Here is a 19,064-nt window from a genome sequence, read left to right on the forward strand (position 1 = left end):
CGGATGATGCGGGACGCGAAGATCACCCAGATCTACGAGGGCACCAACCAGGTCCAGCGGATCGTCATGGCCCGCAACCTCCCGTAACGGCCCCGGAGGTGCCCCGGCGGCCGGGCGGGAGAGCCCCCGGCCGTCGGGACCGACACGTTGCACCGATGCTAAGTTCCGGAGAATGAGCGAGAAGGAAGAGCAGGACGTGCCCATGAACGACGGGCCCTCGAAGCCGGCGATGCGCGAGGCGCTGGTGGCCGCGGCCTTCGAGCTCTTCCTGGAGCGCGGCTTCGAGCAGACGACGATCGACGACATCGTCTCGCTCGCCGGCGTCGGCCGGCGCTCCTTCTTCCGCTACTTCCCGGCCAAGGAGGACGTGGTCTTCCCCGACCACGAACGCAGCCTCGCCGAGATGACGGAGTTCCTGGACTCCGGCACCGGCGAGGAGGACCCGGTCAAGCACGCCTGCGACGCCGCCCGGCTGGTCCTGCGGATGTACGCCGAGCAGCCCTCGTTCTCCGTCCAGCGCTACCGCCTCACCCGCAAGGTCCCCGGCCTGCGGGCGTACGAGCTGTCGGTGGTCTGGCGCTACGAGCACACCCTCGCCGCCTACCTGCGCGGCCGCTTCGCCGACCGCCCGGATGGCCCGCTGCGTGCCGACGTGATCGCCGCGGCCGTGGTCGCGGCCCACAACCACGCCCTGCGGACCTGGCTTCGCTCGGGCGGCGAGAGCGACTGGGTGGCCGAGGTCGACGCGGCGATGGCCTTCGTCACCTCCACCTGGAGCGACCGCCCCGCCGACTCCGCCCCGGAGGGTGAGGACGCGGCCGACGACGTGGTGGTCCTGGTCGCCAGCCGCCGGGCCCCGCTGTGGCGGATGGTCCAGGGCATCGAGAGCGCCATCGGCGACACCCGTCGGCTCTGAACGCGCCCGGCGCGAGTGCGTCGCGGCATGTCGAACGGCCCCTCCCACCGGACTCGTGGTCCGGGCGGAGGGGCCGTTCGGCGTTCCCGTCCCGCCTTTCGGGGTGTGCGGCGCGGGAACACGGGGTGACGGACTCCCGGATCGCGGGGTCGGTCAGGTCGGGGCAGGTCAGGTACGGGCGGGCGCGGCCGCGGCCTCGGCGCGGCGCTCCGAGCGGGTGACCAGCCGCCAGGCGCACACCGCGCCGAGCAGGTAGGCGACGCCGACCAGGACGAACGACACCGAGGCGCCCCGGCTCCAGTCGGGGGTGGCGTGCAGCACCACGCCGACGACGGCGATGCCCACCAGCGAGCCGATCTGGCGGTTGGCGTTCAGGACGGACCCGGCGACGTTGGCGTGCTCCGGGCCGGCCGAGTCCACCATGGCCGCCGTCATGCCGGGGGAGATGATGCCCGAGCCGAGGCAGGCCACGCCGATGCCGATGGCGATGAGCCAGTACGGGGTCGACGCGGAGATCGCGGTCAGGCCGAGCGAGCAGACCCCGGCGACCAGTAGGAAGACCGTCAGCAGCGGGCCGTTGGAGTAGCGTCCCGAGATCTTCGAGTACACCACGTTGGCCACCGGCGACAGGATGGTGATCGGGATCAGCTCCAGCCCGGCGACGAACGGGCTGGCGCCCTGGGCGTGCTGGAAGAACAGCCCGAGCATGAAGATGGTGCCGAAGAGCGCGAAGTTGAAGAAGAAGCCGACCAGGTTGGCGCCGGAGAAGCCGGGGCGGCGGAAGAGCGTCCACGGCATCACGAGCTTGTCGCTGCTGCGCTCGCGCCGCACCAGCACGGCGGCGGCGACCAGGGCCACGCCGTAGGAGACCAGCACCGGCGTTGCGCCCCAGCCGAGTTGGGGGCCCTCGATCAGCGCGAAGCTGACCGCGGCGAGCGCGACGATCCAGACCAGGTGGCCGAACGGGGCCGGCCGGTCGCCGCGTGCCTCCGGCGCCGCGATGAAGCGTCGCGTCATCAGCATGCCGATCGCGCCGATCGGCAGGTTCAGCAGGAAGACGCTCTGCCAGCCGAGCGAGCCGACCATGAGGCCGCCGAGGGTGGGGCCGACGCCCGAGGAGGTCGCGACGATCGCGGACCACAGGCCGAGCATCTTGGTGCGCCGGCGCTTCTCCGGGAACGAGAACACCAGCAGGGACAGCGAGCTCGGCATGAACAGCGCGGCGCCGGCGCCCTGCACCATCCGTGCGGCGATCAGCAGTTCGGGGGTGTTCGCGAGCGCGCAGCCGAGCGAGGCCAGCAGGAACAGGCCCATGCCCGCCATGTAGACCTTCTTGGCGCCGAGCCAGTTGGCCAGGCCGCCGGCCAGCATCAGCAGGGAGGCGAAGGTCAGGATGTAGCCGTCCACGACCCAGGTGAGCTGGGTGAGCGTGGCCCCGAGCTTCTCCTGGAGGGTCGCGCCCGCGACGTTGACGATGGTGACGTCCAGGGTGGCCATCACGAATCCGGTGGCCAGTGCGGCGATCTTCAGGCCGCTGGAGGAGTCCGGTGGGGCGGCGGCGGGGGCGGCGCCGGTCTGCGCCGGGCGGGTCTCGGCGGTGGTCATCACTGGTTCCTTCTCTTGCGGGCGGCGGCTGCCCGGTGTGGGCAAGTCGCCCTGGCGATGGTCGAGTTGGCGAGTGGGGCGGGATCCCCACTGAAGGGCATATGACGATTGCTGTCAAATTTGATTCTGATCGTCATAAAGCGGCCGTCGTACGATCGTGGTCGTACGATGGGGACGCCGCGAACCAGAGAGGTGCACCGTGACCGCACAGGCCGCCGTCGACCGCATCGGGGACCACCCCGACGCCGCGGACATCACCCTGCAGCGCATCCTGGAGGCCTTCGCCGACCCGGTGCGGCGCAGCATCGTCCGGCAGATCGCCCGCACCGAGGGCGACACCGCCTGCGGCACCTTCGACATCTCGGTCACCCGGTCGACCGGCACCCACCACTTCCGGGTGCTGCGGCAGTCCGGGCTGATCCGGCAGTACTACGTCGGCACGTCCAAGATGAACACCCTGCGCCGCGACGACCTGGAACAGGCCTTCCCCGGCCTGTTGGACGCCCTCATCGCCGCGGCCGACCGGGAAGCCGGCTGACCGGGGGCGGGCCGACCGGCCCGATCGGGCGCGGCGACGAGGGCGGGACGAGGGGGGCTCAGTCGAGTTCGGCCAACTCGGCGGCGTCGAACGGGCGCAGCCGGTCCGTCCGCCCGGTGCGGACCAGCTCCGCCCAGTCCGGGTTGGCCACCAGCGCCCGCCCCACGGCGACCAGGTCGAACTCGCCCCGGGCGAGGCGCTCGGCCACCAGGCCGACGTCGTCGACCTCCGCGCCCTTGCCCTCGACGTAGCCCAGGTAGTCGCTGTCGCGCAGGCCGACCGAGCCGACCGTGATGGTGGGGCGGCCGGTCACCTCCTTCACCCAGCCCGCCAGGTTGAGCGGCGAGCCCTCGAACTCCGGCTGCCAGAACCGCCGGGTGGAGCAGTGGAAGACGTCGACCCCGGCGTCCACCAGTGGCGCCAGGAAGGTCTCCAGCGCCCGGGGGTCGTCCGCGAGCCGGGCCTGGTAGTGCGCCACCTTCCACTGCGAGAGGCGCAGGATGACCGGGAAGTCGGGGCCGGTGGCCGCGCGGCAGGCCCGGACCACCTCCGCGGCGAACCTGGTCCGGCCGGCCGGGCCGCCGCCGTAGCCGTCGGTGCGGCGGTTGGTGACGTCCCAGAAGAACTGGTCGAACAGGTAGCCGTGGGCCGCGTGGAGCTCGATCCCGTCGAAGCCGAGGCGCTGGGCGTCGGCCGCCGCGCGGGCGAAGGCCTCGACCACCTCGGCGATGTCGGACTCGGACATCGCGCGCCCGGCCGGTCGGCCCGGCTCCAGGCCCGAGGGGTTGATCAGCCCGCCCGGCGGTTCGAACAGCTCGACGCCCTTCGGCGCCGTACGGCGGGCCTCCTCCAGCGACCGGCCCCACAGCAGCGGGTCCTGGCCGACGTGCCACAGCTGGGGCACGATGCGCCCGCCGGCCGCGTGCACCGCGCCGACCACGCCGGCCCAGCCGGCCAGGGCGTCGACGCCGTGGAAGCGCGGGACGGACGGGCGGTTCCCGGCCGAGGGGTGGCCAACGAAGGTGCCCTCGGTGATGACCAGTCCCACCCCGTGCCGGGCGCGGCGCGCGTAGTACTCCGCGACGTCCGCGCCGGGCACCCCGCCGGGCGACAGGTCGCGGGACATGGGGGCCATGACGATCCGGTTCTCCAGTGCCAGCCCGCCGATCTTGAACGGCTCGAAGAGCGGCGCCGCGGTTGCCGGTTCCGGCGGTGTCGTGCGCACGTGACTGCCTTTCGTCGTGGGGTTCCGAGGGCCGCGGGTGGCCCGTCCGGCGAGCGCCGGTCAGCCGGCCGGGCCGGTCAGCGCCCGCATCTCGCCCGGGGTGAACATGTGCGGGAAGAGCACCCCGCCCGGGTCGAGCGGCGCGGACTCGTCCAGCCCGCCGAGGTCGACCGGGGTGAAGCCGGCGTCGTGGACCAGCCCGGACACCGTGGCCTTGGCCGCGGCGTCGTCCCCGGCGACCGCCATGGCCCAGAAGTGGCGCTGGCGGGTGCCGCGCGACCACAGCAGCTCGTCCATGACGTGGGTGAACGCCCGGACCACGGTGGCGGTGGGCAGCAGCTCGGAGGCGTGCCGGCCCTGGGTCACCCCGGGGGTCAGGGTGGACACCACCCGGCCGTCCTCGGTGAGCGACACCGGGTTGGTGGCGTCGATGACGACCTTCCCGGCCAGGTGCTCGCCGACGGTGGCGAGCAGACCGTCCACCGCCTCGTACGGGACGGACAGCAGGAGGACGTCGGCCGTCCGTGCGGTCTCGGCGTACGTCGCGGCGCGGGCCCGGGGGCCGAGCGGCTCGACGAAGGAGGCGAGCCGCTCGGGGGTGCGGGAGCCGAAGGTGACGCTGTGGCCGGCCGCCAGCCAGTGGCGGCCGACCGGTCGGCCGATCTGGCCGGCGCCCAGGACGCCGAGCTTCAGCGGCGTGGTGGTCTCGGTCATGGCGGTGGACCCCTCTCAGGCCGCGACGGCGGCGGCGCCCGCGACGGCGGCGGCCGCGGCGTTGCGCTCGGACTCGCTGCGGACGTCGAGTTCGGCGTAGTCCTTCTTCGCCGTCTCGATGGCCTCCTCGATCGTCATGACCCGGGGGAAGCCGAAGAGTTCGGTGATGGCCTCCAGTCGCTCGGGGATCGTGCCGCCGATGATGTGGGTCGGGATCTTCAGCTCGTCCTGCAGCACGTTCAGCAGGTGCTCGTCGGAGAGCACCCGGAAGCGCTCGTTGACGGGGCGGTGGCCGTTCGGGTCGAGCGGGAACTCGATCGGCAGGTGCACGAAGGCGTCGTAGGTCTCCTTGGCGTACTGCTTCAGCGCCACGCCGAGCTGGGCGACGACCTGCTCGTAGAAGCGGATCTCGTCGGTCTTCTCCACGGACTCCAGGCCGATGGACTCGTTGGGGTTGATGCCGACCGTGACCCGCACGGTGGCGTAGGTCCACTCGTGCAGCGAGGAGCCGTCGGAGATGTACCCGCCGGGCAGGTGGCTCTCGTGCACGGCCCGCTCGACGTAGCGGCGCATCACCAGCTGGATGAGCTCGGCGGCGTTGCACTCCTCCAGGGTCTTGCCCGGGACGGCGTGCGGAAGGATCTCGCGCATGGTCTTGGCGTGGGTGCGCGGGATGCCGGTCAGGTGGGCGAGCGCCATGGTGGTGAGCGTCTTGCCGGAGGAGTAGGTCCCGGAGATGGCGAGCTTCATCGTTTACCTCTCGGAGCGGGAGACAGTCGCGAGGACGGTCTGGGTAATCGCGCGCGGCGTTCCGGAGGATTCGGGGGAACGGCCGCGGGGCGCGTGGGGAGATGTCAGCGGAGAGCACGGCGTTCGGCCCGTTGGGCGTTTTCCGGCCCGGGCCGGTTCGTGAATTCCGGGCCCGCGGCGAAGCGGTGCGGAAGAAAGGCTAGCGGGGGTGGAACGGGAATTTCCAGGTGCCCGTTTGCACAGGCTGTGCGACTGGGGCCGGTGCCTCGGTTGCACAGCGGCCGGCCGGTCAGCGGGCGCCGAGGGAGGGAGGAACCACCTGGTCAGCCCAGTCGCAGCACGGTGTGCAGGACGCGCCAGGCTTCGTCCGGCTCGTCGCCCGCGCCCCGGCCGGCCTCTCCGGAGGGCAGGTACGAGGAGCCGTAGAGGACGGCCAGGATCAGGTAGGCGAGGGATTCCGGGGAGTGGACTGGCGTCACTTCCAGCTCGTCCTGCGCCCGCCGGATGCAGGTCACCATTTCCTGGCGGATATCGGCGAAAAGCCCGACCGAATCGCCGGGGCGGCGCTCGCAGTCCGCGGCGAGCCGGAGGGCGGCCCGGAACCGGACATTGGATTCGAATTGTCCGCGCATTCTGCGGATGAGTTCGCTGAGCACCGATCCGGGGGAGGGCCGGGGCGCCTCGGCGGGGGGCTCGCGGATCAGCTCCCAGTGCCGGGTGCTCTCGTCGACCAGTGTGACGGCGAGCTGGTGCTTGGACCCGAAGTGGGCGTAGAGCGCGCCCTTCGTCATGCCGGTCCGGGCCACCACGGCCTCGACCTTGGTGGCCGCGAAGCCGTGGGCGGCGAACTCCGCCGCCGCGGCGTCCAGTACGCGTTCCCGGGTCACCCGTGCCCTGGCCTGCTTCACCACCGCGGCAGCCTCGCAACTGTGTCCACTGTGTCCATGCCACAGAAACATACCTATGCGAAGGTATGTTGTCGAGCGATGGCGAACGGTGGAACGCCAGGGGGCCGACCGCCGGTCTGACGGGTGGTCGGCCCCCTGGTGCGGGGGGAGGTGCGGCGGTTCGGGGCGGCTACCCGTGGAGCACGGCCGCGGCGTAGTCGGCGGCGGCCGCCGCCGGGCCGAGCACCCCGTGCGAGGCCGCGGTGGTGACGTCGCGCCAGTACCGCTGGAGGGGGGAGTCCTCCCGCTGCGCCCGCGACCCGGACGCGCGGAAGAGCCGGTCGACCGCCTCGGCGCACCAGGCCGAGGCCATCGCGGCGTCCCGCCGGTTCTCCGCCACCAGCAGCGGGGTCACTTCGGCGAGGTCGGCCCGCTCGGCGGCCCGTTCCAGCAGCAGCCGGGCCGCCGCGATCCGGGCCGAGCCCTCGCCGAGCGCCAGTTCGGCCTCCGCCCGCCGGGCGGGGGAGAGGACGGCCAGGTGCGGTGTCACGGCCGAGTGCCAGGCGTCGAGCGCGCCCTCGGCCGCCCCCAGGACGGGTGCCGCGAACATCAGCGCCCCGGCCAGGTGGACCGGCACCCGGTGGCAGCGGGCCGCGTCCGCCCCGAGCGGCCGCTGCAGGTCCGCGAGGGTGCAGGAGAGCCGCTCCGGGACGAACGCCCCGGCGACCTCCACCGCGTTGCTGCCCGTCCCGCGCATGCCCAGGCTCCGCCAGGTGTCCAGGACGGTCCAGTCCGTGCGGGGGACGGCGAAGATCCGGTGCTCCGGCCGGTCCGCGGAGCCGGTCCGGGAGGCCAGCAGCAGCCAGTCCGCGTGGTCGACCCCGCTGGCGGTGTCCCAGCGCCCGCGGATCCGCCAGCCGGCCCCGTCCCGGACCGCCTCGCCCTGCGGCGGCATGATCGAGGTGGAGATCGGCACGTCGGGCGAGGCCCCCCAGAGTTCCTTGCGCCCCTCCTCGGGGAGGTAGGCGGCGAGCCGGCCGTGCGCCGCGAACAGGGTGGCGCACCAGGCGGTGGACGGGCAGGTCCGCGCGATCCCGGCCGACGCGTCGAGCAGCTCGGCGAAGGTGCCGGCCGTACCGCCGAGTTCGCGGGGGACGAAGTGGCGGGGAAACCCGGCGGCCACCACGGCCCGGACCGCCTCCGGGCCGAGCCGGCGCCGCTCCTCCACGCCGGACAGGTCGCGTCGCGCCGCGTCGACCACCCGCCCGATCGCGTCGGCGGGCAGGGCCGCGGGCGGCGTGGCGGGCGGGGCGGCGGTGTTCACGATGGGCTCCTTCACGAGGTCTCCTGACGATCCGTCGGGTAGGCGAGCCGGGCCGTCGCGAGGACGACGCCGCGCTGGGCGGCGGTGACCTCGGCCGTCCGGGGCCGGTCCGGACCGCCGGCGCGGCCCGTCCGGTCGGGTCCGGGCGTCACGGTGATGGCCACCGGCAGGTCCGGCTCGGCGAAGGCGGTGAAGGTCGCCGAGAGCCCGGCGGGGTGCAGCGGAGCGCCCATGGCGCGGCCGGCCTGCCGGAAGGCCTCCAGCAGCACCATGCCGGCGACGTGGTCGGACGGGTGGTCGAAGAGCACCGGGTGGTACGGGTCCGGGTCGAGCCAGAAGCCGCCGCGGACGCCGGAGGAGTCCCGGGCGAGCAGGACGTGCTCGTCGCCCGGGTACCCGACCTCGCCGGGGGCGAGCCGCCGCAGCGGCCCGAGCGGAGCCTCGGGGCGCTCAGGCGCCCCGGCCGTCGTCGGACGGGCCTCGCGGTAGCGCACCACCTGGTAGAAGGCGGGGTGCAGGACCTCCCAGCGGATGCCCGCCCGGCCGATCAGGACGCCGTCCACGGACGCCGCCGCCTCCAGCACGAGGCCGGTGCGGCGCGGGGTGGTCACCGTCCGGGTGCAGGTGACGTCCAGGGTGACGTGCGCCGGGGCGCCGGGCCGCAGCGGCGCGGCGCCGCCCGTCAGCTCCAGGTCGAGGCGGTCGAGGACGAACGGGTGCCCCTGCGGTACGCCGTGGAAGCGGTGCGAGAGGAGTATCAGGGTCTGGCGGACCGTCTCGGCCAGCAGCAGTGGATCCGGCGACCGGCCCTCCCCGCTGTGGTGGAGGAAGCGGTCGCGGGGCCATGCGGCGCCGACCGTGAAGCGGCCGTCGCCGGCGCGGACAGCGTCGGTGAGCAGGACCTCGGCCGCGGAGGTCTTGTGGACGGAAGCGGCCGGAAGGCGGTGAGTGAACGAGATCCCGGGGTCGGTCGACAGCGGTGCTGCCTGGTCCGACGGCAGGTACTTTGGCGGTGCGGTGATGATGGACATGCGAGCACGTCTCCCCGTTGGTGTGCCGTTCCCTAAGGTGGTGCCACCCCATCTGCGGGCGAGGGTCATGTCAGGTGACCGTTGATCCCGGGCCGAAAATATACCTGGGAGAAGGTATATAGCCAGAAGTGCTCGATGTAGAGAGAAAGGGTGAACAGTGAGTCAGAACAAGGGCGTTGTCGTGGAGCCGCTGTGGCCGACCCCCAAGATCCAGCGTTCGGGCACGGCCGGGCCGCTGCTGCGGCAGGAGCGCGCCGAACGCACCCGGGAGCAGATCCTCCACTGTGCCGCGCGGATCTTCGCCGAGCGCGGGTACCAGCAGACCAGCATCAAGGACGTGGCGGACGAGGTGGCCATGACCAAGGGTGCCGTCTACTTCCACTTCCCCAACAAGCAGGCCCTTGCCATCGCCGTGGTGGACGAGTTGTACTCACGTTGGCCGGTGACGCTGGAGGCGGTGCGCGGCAAGGGCCTCTCGCCGCTGGACACCGTGATCGAGATGTTCAACGCGGCCACCGCCGCGTTCCTGGAGGACCCGATCATGCAGGCGGGTACCAGGCTGCAGAACGAGCGCGACGCCGTCGACGTCGAGCTGCCGCCGCCCTACGTGGACTGGACGAACCTGATCTCGATGCTGATGCGCGAGGCCCACCAGCAGGGCCAGCTGGCGCAGCACGTGGATCCGGACGTCGCCGCGCGGGTGGCGGTCGCGGCGTTCTTCGGTTCCCAGCACATCTCCGACAACCTGAACGGCCGCGCGGACTTCGCCGAGCGCTGGCGCGAGGTGCGCGACACCCTGTTCCCCGCCCTGCGCGCCCGGCCGAGCCTCGCCGCCGACCCCGACCGACCCGTCACCCGCGGGTGACCGCTGCCCCCGAGGAGCCCTCCGTGGTCCAGTCCGACCGTCTGGCGTTCAGCGACCTCGACGAGACGCTGATCGACTGCAAGAGCATGTTCGACTTCCTGGACTTCTACCTGGGCGGCCGGTACGGGCCGTCGGGCGTCCGGCGGGCCGCCCGGGTGCGGGCCGAGCTGGTCGCCCTGGCGGCCGCCGGAACTCCGCGGGAGCAGGCGAACCGGGCCTACTACCGGGTCTGGGCCGGGGAGCGGGAGGAGTCGGTCCGCGCGGCCGGCCGGGAGTGGTTCGCGCGGCGCTCCCGCGGCGCCGGCTTCTACATCGCCGCCACCCGCGAGGCCCTGACGCGGCACCGGGCGGCGGGCGATCCGGTGGTGCTGGTCTCCGGCTCCTTCCCGGCGCTGGTCGAGCCGGTCGCCCGGGACATCGGCGCGGCGCACGTGGTGTGCACCCGGCCGGAGGTGCGCCGGGGGGTGTTCACCGGCGAGCTGGTCGGCGAGCCGGTGATCGGCGAGGAGAAGCGCCGGGCCGTGCGCGCCCTGCTCCGGGCGTACCCGCACGTCGATCCGGCGGACTGCTACGGCTACGGGGACCACGTCTCCGACCTGCCGATGCTGACCGAGGTCGGGCACCCCGTGGTGGTCGGGGACCCGGACCTGGTCGACCGGGTGCCCGGGGCCCGGCTGCTGCCGGTCGGCAGGCTCCTTCCGGCCGGTGCGCTGACGGTCGGCTCGCTGACGGCCGAGGGCCTGGCCGTAGGTGAGTTGACGCCCGGTGAGCTGACGGCCGGGGTCGCGGCACGCTGATCGCGGGGCTCACCGGCCCTGCACGTAAAGGTCTCGCTTCGGCATGTTGCTGCCGTATTAAAATACCTTCCCAAAGGTATGTGGATGTCCTACGATCACTGCGAAGCATGCCTCCCCTTTGGCCTGTCTCGACGAGGAGACGCCCCAGCAGACCCAGGGAGCGGGACGGCACGGTCCCCGAGGCCGGACGAGCGGCGCGGACAGCCCTCCGTTCGCCCGGCCACGCTCCCGTGTTGCACGTCAGAGGACTCGCCGTGAAGCAAGAGACCGCAACCGTCCGAGCCGGGGAGACCCCGGCACCCCGCACGCCGTCCCCGGAATGGGCCCCGGCCCTGTCCGAGGTCGTGGCCGTGCCGGTCGCCGCACTGCTGCCGGCCGACTCGCCGCGCGCCCGTGGCGAGGACCCGGCGCACCTGAGGGCGCTGGCCGAGCTCGGCCGCGACCTGCCGCCGATCATCGTCCACCGTTCGAGCATGCGGGTGATCGACGGTATGCACCGGCTGCGCGTGGCGGCCGCCGAAGGAAGACCCGACATCCCCGTCCGCTTCTTCGACGGCTCGGAACGCGACGCCTTCGTGCTCTCGGTCCAGAGCAACACCCGGCACGGTCTGCCGTTGTCCCGGGCGGAGCGGACGGCGGCGGCCGGCCGGATCCTCCGCTCCCACGCCGACTGGGCGGACCGGATGATCGCCGAGGTCACCGGCCTGTCCACCAAGACCGTACGGGCGCTGCGAGGGGAGATGGGCGGGGCGATCCCGCACCCGGCGACGCGGATCGGCCGGGACGGCCGCACCCGGCCGCTGGACAGCGCGAGCGGCCGGCTGCGCGCCAGCGAGCTGATCGCCGCCAATCCCCGGGCCTCGCTGCGCGCGATCGCCGACGAGGCGGGCATCTCCCCGGGGACGGTCCGGGACGTGCGGGAGCGGCTGCGGCGGGGCGAGGACCCGGTGCCCGCCGGCCGTCGCCAGGCCCGGCCCGCGGCGATCCGGGCCGTGCCCGAGCCCGTCCCCGCTCCTGCTCCGGCGCCCGCTTCCGGTGACCGGCGCCGCGCTCCCGTCCCGCAGCAGCCGGGCCAGGACCTCGCCCGCACCATGGAAAGGCTGATGAGCGACCCGGCCCTCCGGCTGACCGAGAGCGGCCGGCACCTGCTGCGGATGCTGACCAGCAGCCTGCCCCCGGCCGAGCAGCGGGACCAGCTGGTGCGCAGCGTCCCGCCGCACTGCGCCGGGCGGATCTCCCAGCTGGCCCTGGAATGCGCCGCCGCCTGGCAGGAGTTCGCGCGGCTGGTGGAGACCGCCCGGCCGGACCCCGCCCCCGAGGGCTGGGCCGCCGCGGCGGGCGCGGTCGCCTCCCCGGTGCGGTCGCACGGAGCGGGGAGGGCCGATGCCCCGGCAGCCTGACCACCCGGGCCACCGGCCGGGCCGCCCGGCAACGACGGCCGGGGTGTGCAACCGGGGCCGGTCCCCGGTCGCACACCCGGCCGCGGGGGGAGCCGGACCGGACGGCGCCCCGATCACCCTGCTGGGGCTGCACCCGGCCGGCGGCAGCACGGCCTTCTTCACCGGCTGGCAGCGCACCCTGGGCGAACGGGCGAGGGTCGTCCCGGTCCGACTCCCCGGCCGGGACGCCACCGGCGCCCACTGCCGGGCGGGCCTGCCGGGCCTGGTCGCCGCCCTGGATCGCGATCTCGGCCCGCTGCTCGACCGGCCCCACCTCCTCTACGGGCACAGCATGGGTGCGCTGCTCGCCCACCGGCTGACCCTCTGCAGAGCCGAGCAGGGCCGCCGACTGCCCGAGCGGCTGCTGCTCGGGGCCTACCCGGCTCCCCACCTGCCGCACCCGCTGCACCGCGCGCTGGAGCTCACCGATGCCGAACTGGTGCGCCTGCTCGTCGACTTCGGTGCGCTGCCGGAATCGCTGCGCGCCGACACCCGCTGGCTGGCGGAACGGATCGCCCTCGTCCGGGCGGAGATCGGCCTGTGCGACGCGGTTCCCGGGGGCGCGGTGCGCCGACCGCTGCCGTGCCCGATCGAGGTGTTCTCCGGAATCGACGACCCGCTGGTGACGGCCGCGGGCGCGGCGGCCTGGGCCGAACACGCGGGTGGGGGATTCCATCTGCACCGGCTTCCCGGCGGCCATTTCTTCCCGCGCGATTCACCCGAATCCAAGGGCGCCTTCTTCCGCTGTCTGACCGGCCTGATCGCTCCGCCGGTGGCGGTCTGAACCGGCCCTTCCGGCGCCTTTCCGCAGGCCCGTGCATTCCCTTTTCCCGCGTGCTTCCGGCTTTTCGGTGCCGCAACCGCTCCTATCGGTACGGGTGGGGGAATTCCGGGCTTGCCTGACGGTCCGGCCGGCGGGCAGAGTGATCCCCGTACGGGAGCCGAGATCCGCCGGCACCGCGCGACCGGCCCGGCCGTCGCCCGTGAGTCCGTACCCACTCCGCAGGCCGTGCCCGTGAAGTGATGCGAGGTCAGATCGGCCATTGACCGATGTGACGTGACGTCAGGTCCGTCCTCGGCGGAGCTGCCCGTCGACACCGCCGTCGCCCCGAACCGCCGAAGCGCCCCACGACCTGGGCCCAGGGCGCCGCCCGGCCCGCCCTGCCACCTTCTCCGAGGAAGCCATGACAGACATCGCAGAGCAGACCCGTGCCCGCCGAGCCACCGTCGACGACTACCTGGGGCCAGGAGAGAAACGATTCTTCGGTGAGGGCTACAAGCGGGCGGAACAGCGGCTGACCGACATCCGGGTCGGCGTCGGCCCCGAGGGCGTCGGACACGTCCGCGCCCGGGCCGGCGCCAGCTACCCGGACGACTGGTCGCGCAAGGGCAAGCGCAACCAGCGCCCGCACCTCAGCAGCATCGACGCCCTGCTGCTGGCCGGCGAGACCGCGGAGATCCACCTCGCCCACGTGCTCGGCCTCGACGCCGACCGGCGCAGCACCGCTCGGTTGCGCCGGGTGCGGATGAAGGCCGGCACCAGCCCGGTCGAGGAGGAGCTCGACGAGTTCCCCGTCGAGGCGACCGTCACCGAACTGCCGTACGGCGCGGCCGGTCCGGACATGCGGGTGTCGATCGCCGACTGCCGGGTCGGCGCCATGCGGGTGCAGTGCGAGATCGAGCACCCGGCCGGCGTCGTACGGTCCGAGCCGGGCGCCTACGACGGCCCGGACGCCCTGCTGGGAAGCGCGGTGCTGCGCCCGTACGGGGCGGCGCACAAGGCCAAGTACCAGCTGATCGAGCACCTCTCGGTCGACTTCCCGAACAACTCGGCCTCTGCCACCGTCAGTTCGCGCTTCCGCGAGAGCGAGGCGGCGGACGCCCCGGTCCGCGGGCTGGAGAGCCACAGTCACCGGGCCACCTCGATCCTCGACGTCTTCGTCGCCACGATCCAGCTCGGCCAGATCCTGCTCTACGAGATCGACGGCGTGCCGCGCTCCGAGAGCAACACCCTCTGGATGCGGCAGACCGTCCTCGACATCGCCGAACCGCACCGCCCGGTGACGGCCCCCGAGCCGCTGTCGGTGCACCTGGAGGGCACCGAACTCCTCACCTCGCGCGACGGCGAGACCTGGCGGCTGGTCGACATCGTCGGCCGCCTCCGGCACATGTCGGTCAGGTGCTCGGCCGCCCACCGCCTGCCCTGACGGCCCCGCCGCCCGGCGGCAGCCCCACCACCCCACGCCCCCGCACGGACAGGAAAGACGGACATGACAGCACCCCGCCCCACCACCCCGGCGAGCCGGCCGTGAGCCGCACCGCCGTCCTCGCAGGCCTCGGCGCCATGGTGCCCGAAAGGGTCGTGGACAACGACGAGATCGCCCTGACGATCGACACCGACGACGAGTGGATCCGAACCAGGACGGGCATCAGCCGACGGCACTGGGCCGCCCCCGGCACCGCCACCGGTGACCTCGCCGTGGTGGCCGGCCGACGGGCCCTGGAGTCGGCGGGCGTCGACTCGGTGGACCTGGTGATCCTGGCGACCAGCACGCCCAACCAGCCCATGCCCGCGACCGCCCCGGAGGTGGCCACCCGCCTGGGGATGGCCGGAGTGCCCGGCTACGACCTGTCGGCCGCCTGCGCCGGCTTCGTCTACGGCCTGCACGCCGCGGCCGGCTCGATCGCGGCGGGCCTGTCCGAGCGCGTCCTGGTGATCGGCGCGGACATCTGGTCCACCCGGCTGGACCCTGCCGACCGCGCCACCGCCATCATCTTCGGCGACGGCGCGGGCGCGGCCGTGCTGCGCGCCGGGCAGGCCGACGAGCCGGGCGCCCTGGTCGGCTTCGACCTCGGCAGCGACGGAGCGAACCGGGACCTCGCGGTGCTGCCCGCGGGGGGCTCCCGCCAGCGCTCCGCCCGGGAGCCGCTGCGCGAGGAGGACAACTACCTCGCCATGCGCGGGAAGGAGATCTTCACCCACGCCGTCGACCGGATGGCGGGCTCCTCGGAGGCCCTGATGGCCTCGATCGGCTGGAGCTCCGAGGACGTCGACTGGTTCGTCGGGCACCAGGCGAACGTCCGCATCCTGCACACCGTGGCGGACGTGATGAACGTGCCCCGGGACCAGGTCGTGGTGCACCTCGACAAGGTCGGCAACACCTCGGCCGCCTCGATCCCGCTCGCCCTCACCGACGCCGCGGCCGGGGGGCGGCTCGAACCCGGGCAACGGGTCCTGCTGACCGCCTTCGGCGGCGGGCTCAGCTGGGGCTCGGCGGCGCTCAGCTGGCCCGACATCAAGGTGACCGGCATCGAGACCGTGTGACCCGCGAAGCCCGCCCCTCCCGTACCGCCCGCCCCGTGCGAAAGGACACCCGATGGACCACATCACCGAGCGCGTCATGACCCTCCTGGTGGACAAGTTCTCCATGGACGCCACGATCACCCCCACCACCCCCTTCGCCGACCTGGGGCTCGACTCCCTCGTCCTGCTGGAGCTCTCGGTCATCCTGGAGCGCGAGTACGGTGCCCGCGTCTCCGAGGACGACCTGGCCGAGGCCGGCACCGCGGCCGGCGTCGCCGCCCTGATCACCGCGCACTCCGCCGCCGTCTGACCCCCGCCGCCGCCCCCTCCGGCGCGCCCCCTCCGACGAACAGGAAGTTCTCCCCATGACGCTGAAGAACCGTTCGGGACAAGCCGTCGCGCCCGAACACGTCGACGCACTCCGCGCCACGGTGCGCGGCGAGGTGTTCGCCCGGAGCGACGAGGGCTACGCCCGGGCGCGGCTGGTGTGGAACGGCTACTTCAACCGCCACCCGGGCCTGATCGTGCGCTGCGCCGGCGCCGCCGACGTGGTGGAGGCGGTCCGCTTCGCCACCCGGCACGACATCCAGCTCGCCGTGCGCAGCGGCGGACACAGCTACCCCGGCCACTCCACCATCGACGACGGCCTGGTCGTCGACCTGAGCGGACTGAAGGGCATCCGGGTCGACCTGCAGCGCGGTGTCGCGATCTGCGAGCCCGGCCTGCTGCTGGCCGAACTCGACGACGAGACCTACCGGTTCGGCCTCGCCGTGACCGGCGGCCAGGTCTCGCACACCGGCATCGCCGGGCTCACCCTCGGCGGCGGCATCGGCTGGCTGTGCCGCTCCCGCGGGCTCACCGTCGACAACCTGGTAGCCGCGGACGTCGTCCTCGCCAACGGCGAGGTGCGCCGGGCGAGCGCCGAGGACGACGCCGACCTGTTCTGGGCGATCCGGGGCGGCGGCGGCAACTTCGGCATCGTCACGTCCTTCGAGTACCGGCTCCACCCGCAGGGCGCCTGCCGCACCGGCATCGTCGCCTACCGCGCCGGCGACCACCCGGCCGTCGCCGCCGGCCTGTCCGCCTTCGCCGCCACCGCCCCGGACCGCCTGGCCCTGGCCGTCGGCCTCTTCGACCTGGAGGACGGCGACACGGGCATCGCCGTCCGCTACGTCGACACCGCGCCGGCCGAGGACACCGACGCGCTCGTCGACGCGCTGGCCGGCTTCGGGCCCGAGCCGGTGCTGCGCACCTCCGAGACCATGCCGTACCCGAAGGTCCAGCAGCTCGCCGACGCGGACATGGCCCACCACCGCCGCTACTACACCCGCTCCTTCATGATCGAGACGGTCACGGCCGAGGCGCTGGCCGGTCTGATCGACGGGTTCCGCACCCGGAAGTCGGAGCTGTCCCAGATCGGCATGATGCTCCTCGGCGGCCAGGTCGCCCGGGTCGCCCCGGAGGCCACCGCCTACCCGCACCGCGAGCCCGGCTTCCTGGTCACCCTGCTCGGCGGCTGGACCGAGGAGAAGGACGACTCGGCCAACACCGGCTGGTGCCGCGAGGTCTACGACACCATGCAGCGCTTCACCTCGGGCGGCGTGTACGTCAACGAACTGCTCGACGAGGGCGAGCGGCGCATCGTCGCGGCCTACGGCGCCGACCACTACCGGCGCCTCTCGGAACTGAAGGCGAAGTACGACCCCGCCAACGTCTTCCGGGTGAACCAGAACATCAAGCCCGCCGAGCCGGCCCGAGGCTGAACCCCGCGGGGCCCCGGAACGCGTCCGGGCCGTGGCTCCCGCCACGGCCCGGAAACGCAAGAAGGCCCCAGATGAACTGGGGCCTTCACTGGTGTCCGAGGGGGGACTTGAACCCCCACGCCCGATAAAGGGCACTAGCACCTCAAGCTAGCGCGTCTGCCATTCCGCCACCCGGACCGGGTGTCGCCCTCGCGGCTTCCGATCTCTCGTCCGTCGCGCTGACAGATGTAACTGTAGCAAAGATCGGCTTGGGCTCCCAAAACGGCTCCGGACCGGGTGGCCGGGCCGGAGGCGGGAGCCCGGGCAGGCCTGTGGCGGGGGCGTGACCAGCGGGTTTCGAGGCGGTACGGGGGGGTGGATCGGGATCGGGCGCTGGGGGAGGATGGGCGGACGTGCTCGTACGGCCCGGGTGCAGAGCCTGGGGGTGGCGCGCTGGTGCGTCGGTGCGGGCCCAAGACGAGGAGTGACCGTGAGCGAGCGGAGCGAGTCGGCGGCGCCGAAGGTGACGGCTGAGTCGGAGGTCGCGGAGATCTGTCGCGATCTGATCCGGATCGACACCAGCAACTACGGCGACGGCTCCGGCCCGGGCGAGCGCAAGGCGGCCGAGTACGTGGCCGAGCAGCTCGCCGAGTTCGGGGTGGAGCCGCAGATCTTCGAATCGGCCAAGGGCCGGGCCTCGACCGTGATCCGGATCGAGGGCGAGGACCGGTCCCGCCCGGGCCTGCTGATCCACGGCCACACGGACGTGGTGCCGGCCAACGCCGCGGACTGGACGTACGACCCCTTCGGCGGCGAGATCGCCGACGGCTGTGTGTGGGGCCGCGGCGCGGTCGACATGAAGGACATGGACGCGATGACCCTCGCGGTCGTCCGCGACCGGCTGCGCACCGGCCGCAAGCCCCCGCGCGACCTGGTGCTGGCCTTCCTCGCCGACGAGGAGGCGGGCGGCACGTACGGCGCGCGCTTCCTGGTGGACAAGCACCCCGAGCTGTTCGAGGGCGTGACCGAGGGCATCGGCGAGGTCGGCGGCTTCTCCTTCACGGTCAACGACCAGGTGCGGCTCTACCTGGTGGAGACGGCCGAGAAGGGCATGCACTGGATGCGCCTGACGGTCGAGGGCCGGGCCGGGCACGGCTCGATGGAGAACGACGACAACGCGATCACCGAGCTGTGCGAGGCGGTCGCCAGGCTCGGTCGGCACAAGTTCCCGCTGCGGATCACCAAGACCGTCCGGGCCTTCCTGGACGAGCTGTCCGACGCGCTCGGGGTCGAGCTGGACCCGGAGAACATGGACGAGACGCTGCGCGTCCTCGGCGGCATCGCCAAGATGATCGGCACCACGCTGCGCAACACCGCCCAGCCGACCATGCTCGGCGCGGGCTACAAGGTGAACGTGATCCCCGGTCAGGCCACCGCCCACGTGGACGGGCGCTTCCTGCCCGGCTACGAGGAGGAGTTCCTCGCCGAGCTGGACAGCGTGCTGGGCCCGCGCGTGAAGCGGGAGAGCCTGCACACCGACCGGGCGATCGAGACCAGCTTCGACGGCTCGCTGGTGGAGGCGATGCAGACCGCGCTGCGCGCGGAGGACCCGATCGCCCGCGCGGTGCCGTACTGCCTGTCGGGCGGGACGGACGCCAAGTCCTTCCAGGACCTCGGCATCCGCTGCTTCGGCTTCGCGCCGCTGCAGCTGCCGCCGGAGCTGGACTTCGCCGGGATGTTCCACGGCGTGGACGAGCGGGTGCCGGTGGACGGGCTGAAGTTCGGAGTCCGGGTGCTGGACCGCTTCATCGACGCCTGCTGAGCGCCCCGCGGCACCGCCGCGCCGCTGATCAGGTGACTGGGTCGGCCCGCTCCCGGACTGCCGGGGGCGGGCCGACCGCATTGTCGGAGCGCATGATTGTGGGAC

Annotated in this window: 19 protein-coding genes and 1 tRNA gene; 12 read left to right on the forward strand and 8 right to left on the reverse strand. The window is 73.2% G+C overall.

Going from position 1 to position 19,064, the window contains the following annotated elements:
* Both ACFV1W_RS34455 and ACFV1W_RS34460 read left to right on the forward strand, forming a co-directional pair.
* Positions 1 to 87 (forward strand): acyl-CoA dehydrogenase family protein (locus ACFV1W_RS34455; RefSeq protein WP_157846636.1); only part of this gene is annotated, 87 nt, incomplete at its 5' end.
* A 142-nt stretch (positions 88 to 229) separates the two neighbouring features.
* Positions 230 to 916, forward strand: a complete 687-nt coding sequence (locus tag ACFV1W_RS34460) for a TetR family transcriptional regulator (RefSeq protein ID WP_380421232.1) — start codon at positions 230 to 232, stop codon at positions 914 to 916.
* Between the two features lie 168 nt (positions 917 to 1,084).
* Here the strand turns inward: ACFV1W_RS34460 and ACFV1W_RS34465 are convergent, their stop codons facing one another.
* Entirely contained in the window at positions 1,085 to 2,521 is a 1,437-nt protein-coding gene (locus ACFV1W_RS34465) for an MFS transporter (RefSeq protein WP_380421205.1), read from the reverse strand.
* 199 nt (positions 2,522 to 2,720) lie between these two features.
* Here ACFV1W_RS34465 and ACFV1W_RS34470 point away from each other — a divergent pair, with 199 nt between their 5' ends.
* Positions 2,721 to 3,059: an ArsR/SmtB family transcription factor gene (locus ACFV1W_RS34470; protein ID WP_380421206.1), complete on the forward strand. Its 339-nt coding sequence runs from the start codon at positions 2,721 to 2,723 to the stop codon at positions 3,057 to 3,059.
* Positions 3,060 to 3,117: 58 nt separating this feature from the next.
* Here the strand turns inward: ACFV1W_RS34470 and ACFV1W_RS34475 are convergent, their stop codons facing one another.
* The 6 genes from ACFV1W_RS34475 to ACFV1W_RS34500 all read right to left on the reverse strand — a co-directional run bounded on the left by ACFV1W_RS34475 (position 3,118) and on the right by ACFV1W_RS34500 (position 8,990).
* Entirely contained in the window at positions 3,118 to 4,284 is a 1,167-nt protein-coding gene (locus tag ACFV1W_RS34475) for an NADH:flavin oxidoreductase (protein WP_380421207.1), read from the reverse strand.
* Positions 4,285 to 4,344: 60 nt separating this feature from the next.
* Positions 4,345 to 4,998 (reverse strand): NADPH-dependent F420 reductase, encoded by a 654-nt coding sequence (locus ACFV1W_RS34480; RefSeq protein ID WP_380421208.1) that lies wholly within the window; start codon positions 4,996 to 4,998, stop codon positions 4,345 to 4,347.
* A gap of 15 nt (positions 4,999 to 5,013) precedes the next feature.
* A complete protein-coding gene (locus tag ACFV1W_RS34485) occupies positions 5,014 to 5,748 on the reverse strand; it encodes an AAA family ATPase (RefSeq protein ID WP_380421209.1) in 735 nt (244 codons plus the stop codon).
* Positions 5,749 to 6,071: 323 nt separating this feature from the next.
* Positions 6,072 to 6,659, reverse strand: a complete 588-nt coding sequence (locus ACFV1W_RS34490; RefSeq protein ID WP_380421210.1) for a TetR family transcriptional regulator — start codon at positions 6,657 to 6,659, stop codon at positions 6,072 to 6,074.
* A gap of 166 nt (positions 6,660 to 6,825) precedes the next feature.
* Positions 6,826 to 7,974 carry an oxidoreductase gene (locus ACFV1W_RS34495; protein WP_380421211.1) on the reverse strand — a complete coding sequence of 383 codons (1,149 nt, stop codon included), beginning with the start codon at positions 7,972 to 7,974 and terminating at the stop codon, positions 6,826 to 6,828.
* Entirely contained in the window at positions 7,971 to 8,990 is a 1,020-nt protein-coding gene (locus ACFV1W_RS34500; RefSeq protein WP_380421212.1) for a ScbA/BarX family gamma-butyrolactone biosynthesis protein, read from the reverse strand. The genes ACFV1W_RS34495 and ACFV1W_RS34500 overlap by 4 nt, the downstream gene beginning before the upstream one ends.
* A 157-nt stretch (positions 8,991 to 9,147) precedes the next feature.
* Here ACFV1W_RS34500 and ACFV1W_RS34505 point away from each other — a divergent pair, with 157 nt between their 5' ends.
* From ACFV1W_RS34505 to ACFV1W_RS34540, 8 genes are all read left to right on the forward strand, one after another.
* The gene (locus ACFV1W_RS34505) at positions 9,148 to 9,855 is read left to right on the forward strand and encodes a ScbR family autoregulator-binding transcription factor (RefSeq protein ID WP_380421213.1); all 708 of its coding nucleotides are present in this window, start codon (positions 9,148 to 9,150) and stop codon (positions 9,853 to 9,855) included.
* Between the two features lie 23 nt (positions 9,856 to 9,878).
* Positions 9,879 to 10,652, forward strand: a complete 774-nt coding sequence (locus ACFV1W_RS34510) for an HAD family hydrolase (RefSeq protein WP_380421214.1) — start codon at positions 9,879 to 9,881, stop codon at positions 10,650 to 10,652.
* Positions 10,653 to 10,906: 254 nt separating this feature from the next.
* A complete protein-coding gene (locus ACFV1W_RS34515; RefSeq protein WP_380421215.1) occupies positions 10,907 to 12,052 on the forward strand; it encodes a winged helix-turn-helix transcriptional regulator in 1,146 nt (381 codons plus the stop codon).
* Positions 12,036 to 12,875: a thioesterase II family protein gene (locus ACFV1W_RS34520; RefSeq protein WP_380421216.1), complete on the forward strand. Its 840-nt coding sequence runs from the start codon at positions 12,036 to 12,038 to the stop codon at positions 12,873 to 12,875. Before ACFV1W_RS34515 ends, ACFV1W_RS34520 begins: the two co-directional genes overlap by 17 nt.
* A 400-nt stretch (positions 12,876 to 13,275) precedes the next feature.
* Positions 13,276 to 14,298, forward strand: a complete 1,023-nt coding sequence (locus ACFV1W_RS34525) for an AvrD family protein (protein ID WP_380421217.1) — start codon at positions 13,276 to 13,278, stop codon at positions 14,296 to 14,298.
* A gap of 101 nt (positions 14,299 to 14,399) precedes the next feature.
* Positions 14,400 to 15,416, forward strand: coding sequence for a beta-ketoacyl-ACP synthase III (locus ACFV1W_RS34530; RefSeq protein WP_380421218.1), 1,017 nt, complete (start codon positions 14,400 to 14,402; stop codon positions 15,414 to 15,416).
* Between the two features lie 52 nt (positions 15,417 to 15,468).
* Entirely contained in the window at positions 15,469 to 15,705 is a 237-nt protein-coding gene (locus ACFV1W_RS34535) for an acyl carrier protein (RefSeq protein ID WP_380421219.1), read from the forward strand.
* Between the two features lie 55 nt (positions 15,706 to 15,760).
* The gene (locus tag ACFV1W_RS34540) at positions 15,761 to 17,158 is read left to right on the forward strand and encodes an FAD-binding oxidoreductase (protein WP_380421220.1); all 1,398 of its coding nucleotides are present in this window, start codon (positions 15,761 to 15,763) and stop codon (positions 17,156 to 17,158) included.
* Positions 17,159 to 17,247: 89 nt separating this feature from the next.
* Here ACFV1W_RS34540 and ACFV1W_RS34545 read toward each other — a convergent pair.
* Positions 17,248 to 17,335 (reverse strand) — tRNA-Leu (locus ACFV1W_RS34545).
* A 292-nt stretch (positions 17,336 to 17,627) separates the two neighbouring features.
* Here ACFV1W_RS34545 and ACFV1W_RS34550 point away from each other — a divergent pair.
* On the forward strand, positions 17,628 to 18,959 hold the full coding sequence (locus ACFV1W_RS34550; protein ID WP_380421221.1) for a M20/M25/M40 family metallo-hydrolase: 1,332 nt from the start codon (positions 17,628 to 17,630) through the stop codon (positions 18,957 to 18,959).
* Positions 18,960 to 19,064 lie beyond the last annotated feature (105 nt).

It is taken from the genome of Kitasatospora sp. NPDC059648 (assembly GCF_042734825.1).
Classification (GTDB): domain Bacteria; phylum Actinomycetota; class Actinomycetes; order Streptomycetales; family Streptomycetaceae; genus Kitasatospora.

What these genes read in the sequence shown, in the direction of transcription:
- ACFV1W_RS34540 (WP_380421220.1), top strand. Translation starts at nt 15,761, where the DNA reads ATGACGCTGAAGAACCGTTCGGGACAAGCCGTCGCGCCCGAACACGTC.
- ACFV1W_RS34535 (WP_380421219.1), top strand. Translation starts at nt 15,469, where the DNA reads ATGGACCACATCACCGAGCGCGTCATGACCCTCCTGGTGGACAAGTTC.
- ACFV1W_RS34485 (WP_380421209.1), bottom strand. Translation starts at nt 5,748, where the DNA reads ATGAAGCTCGCCATCTCCGGGACCTACTCCTCCGGCAAGACGCTCACC.
- ACFV1W_RS34480 (WP_380421208.1), bottom strand. Translation starts at nt 4,998, where the DNA reads ATGACCGAGACCACCACGCCGCTGAAGCTCGGCGTCCTGGGCGCCGGC.
- ACFV1W_RS34500 (WP_380421212.1), bottom strand. Translation starts at nt 8,990, where the DNA reads ATGTCCATCATCACCGCACCGCCAAAGTACCTGCCGTCGGACCAGGCA.
- ACFV1W_RS34525 (WP_380421217.1), top strand. Translation starts at nt 13,276, where the DNA reads ATGACAGACATCGCAGAGCAGACCCGTGCCCGCCGAGCCACCGTCGAC.
- ACFV1W_RS34460 (WP_380421232.1), top strand. Translation starts at nt 230, where the DNA reads ATGCGCGAGGCGCTGGTGGCCGCGGCCTTCGAGCTCTTCCTGGAGCGC.
- ACFV1W_RS34465 (WP_380421205.1), bottom strand. Translation starts at nt 2,521, where the DNA reads ATGACCACCGCCGAGACCCGCCCGGCGCAGACCGGCGCCGCCCCCGCC.
- ACFV1W_RS34520 (WP_380421216.1), top strand. Translation starts at nt 12,036, where the DNA reads ATGCCCCGGCAGCCTGACCACCCGGGCCACCGGCCGGGCCGCCCGGCA.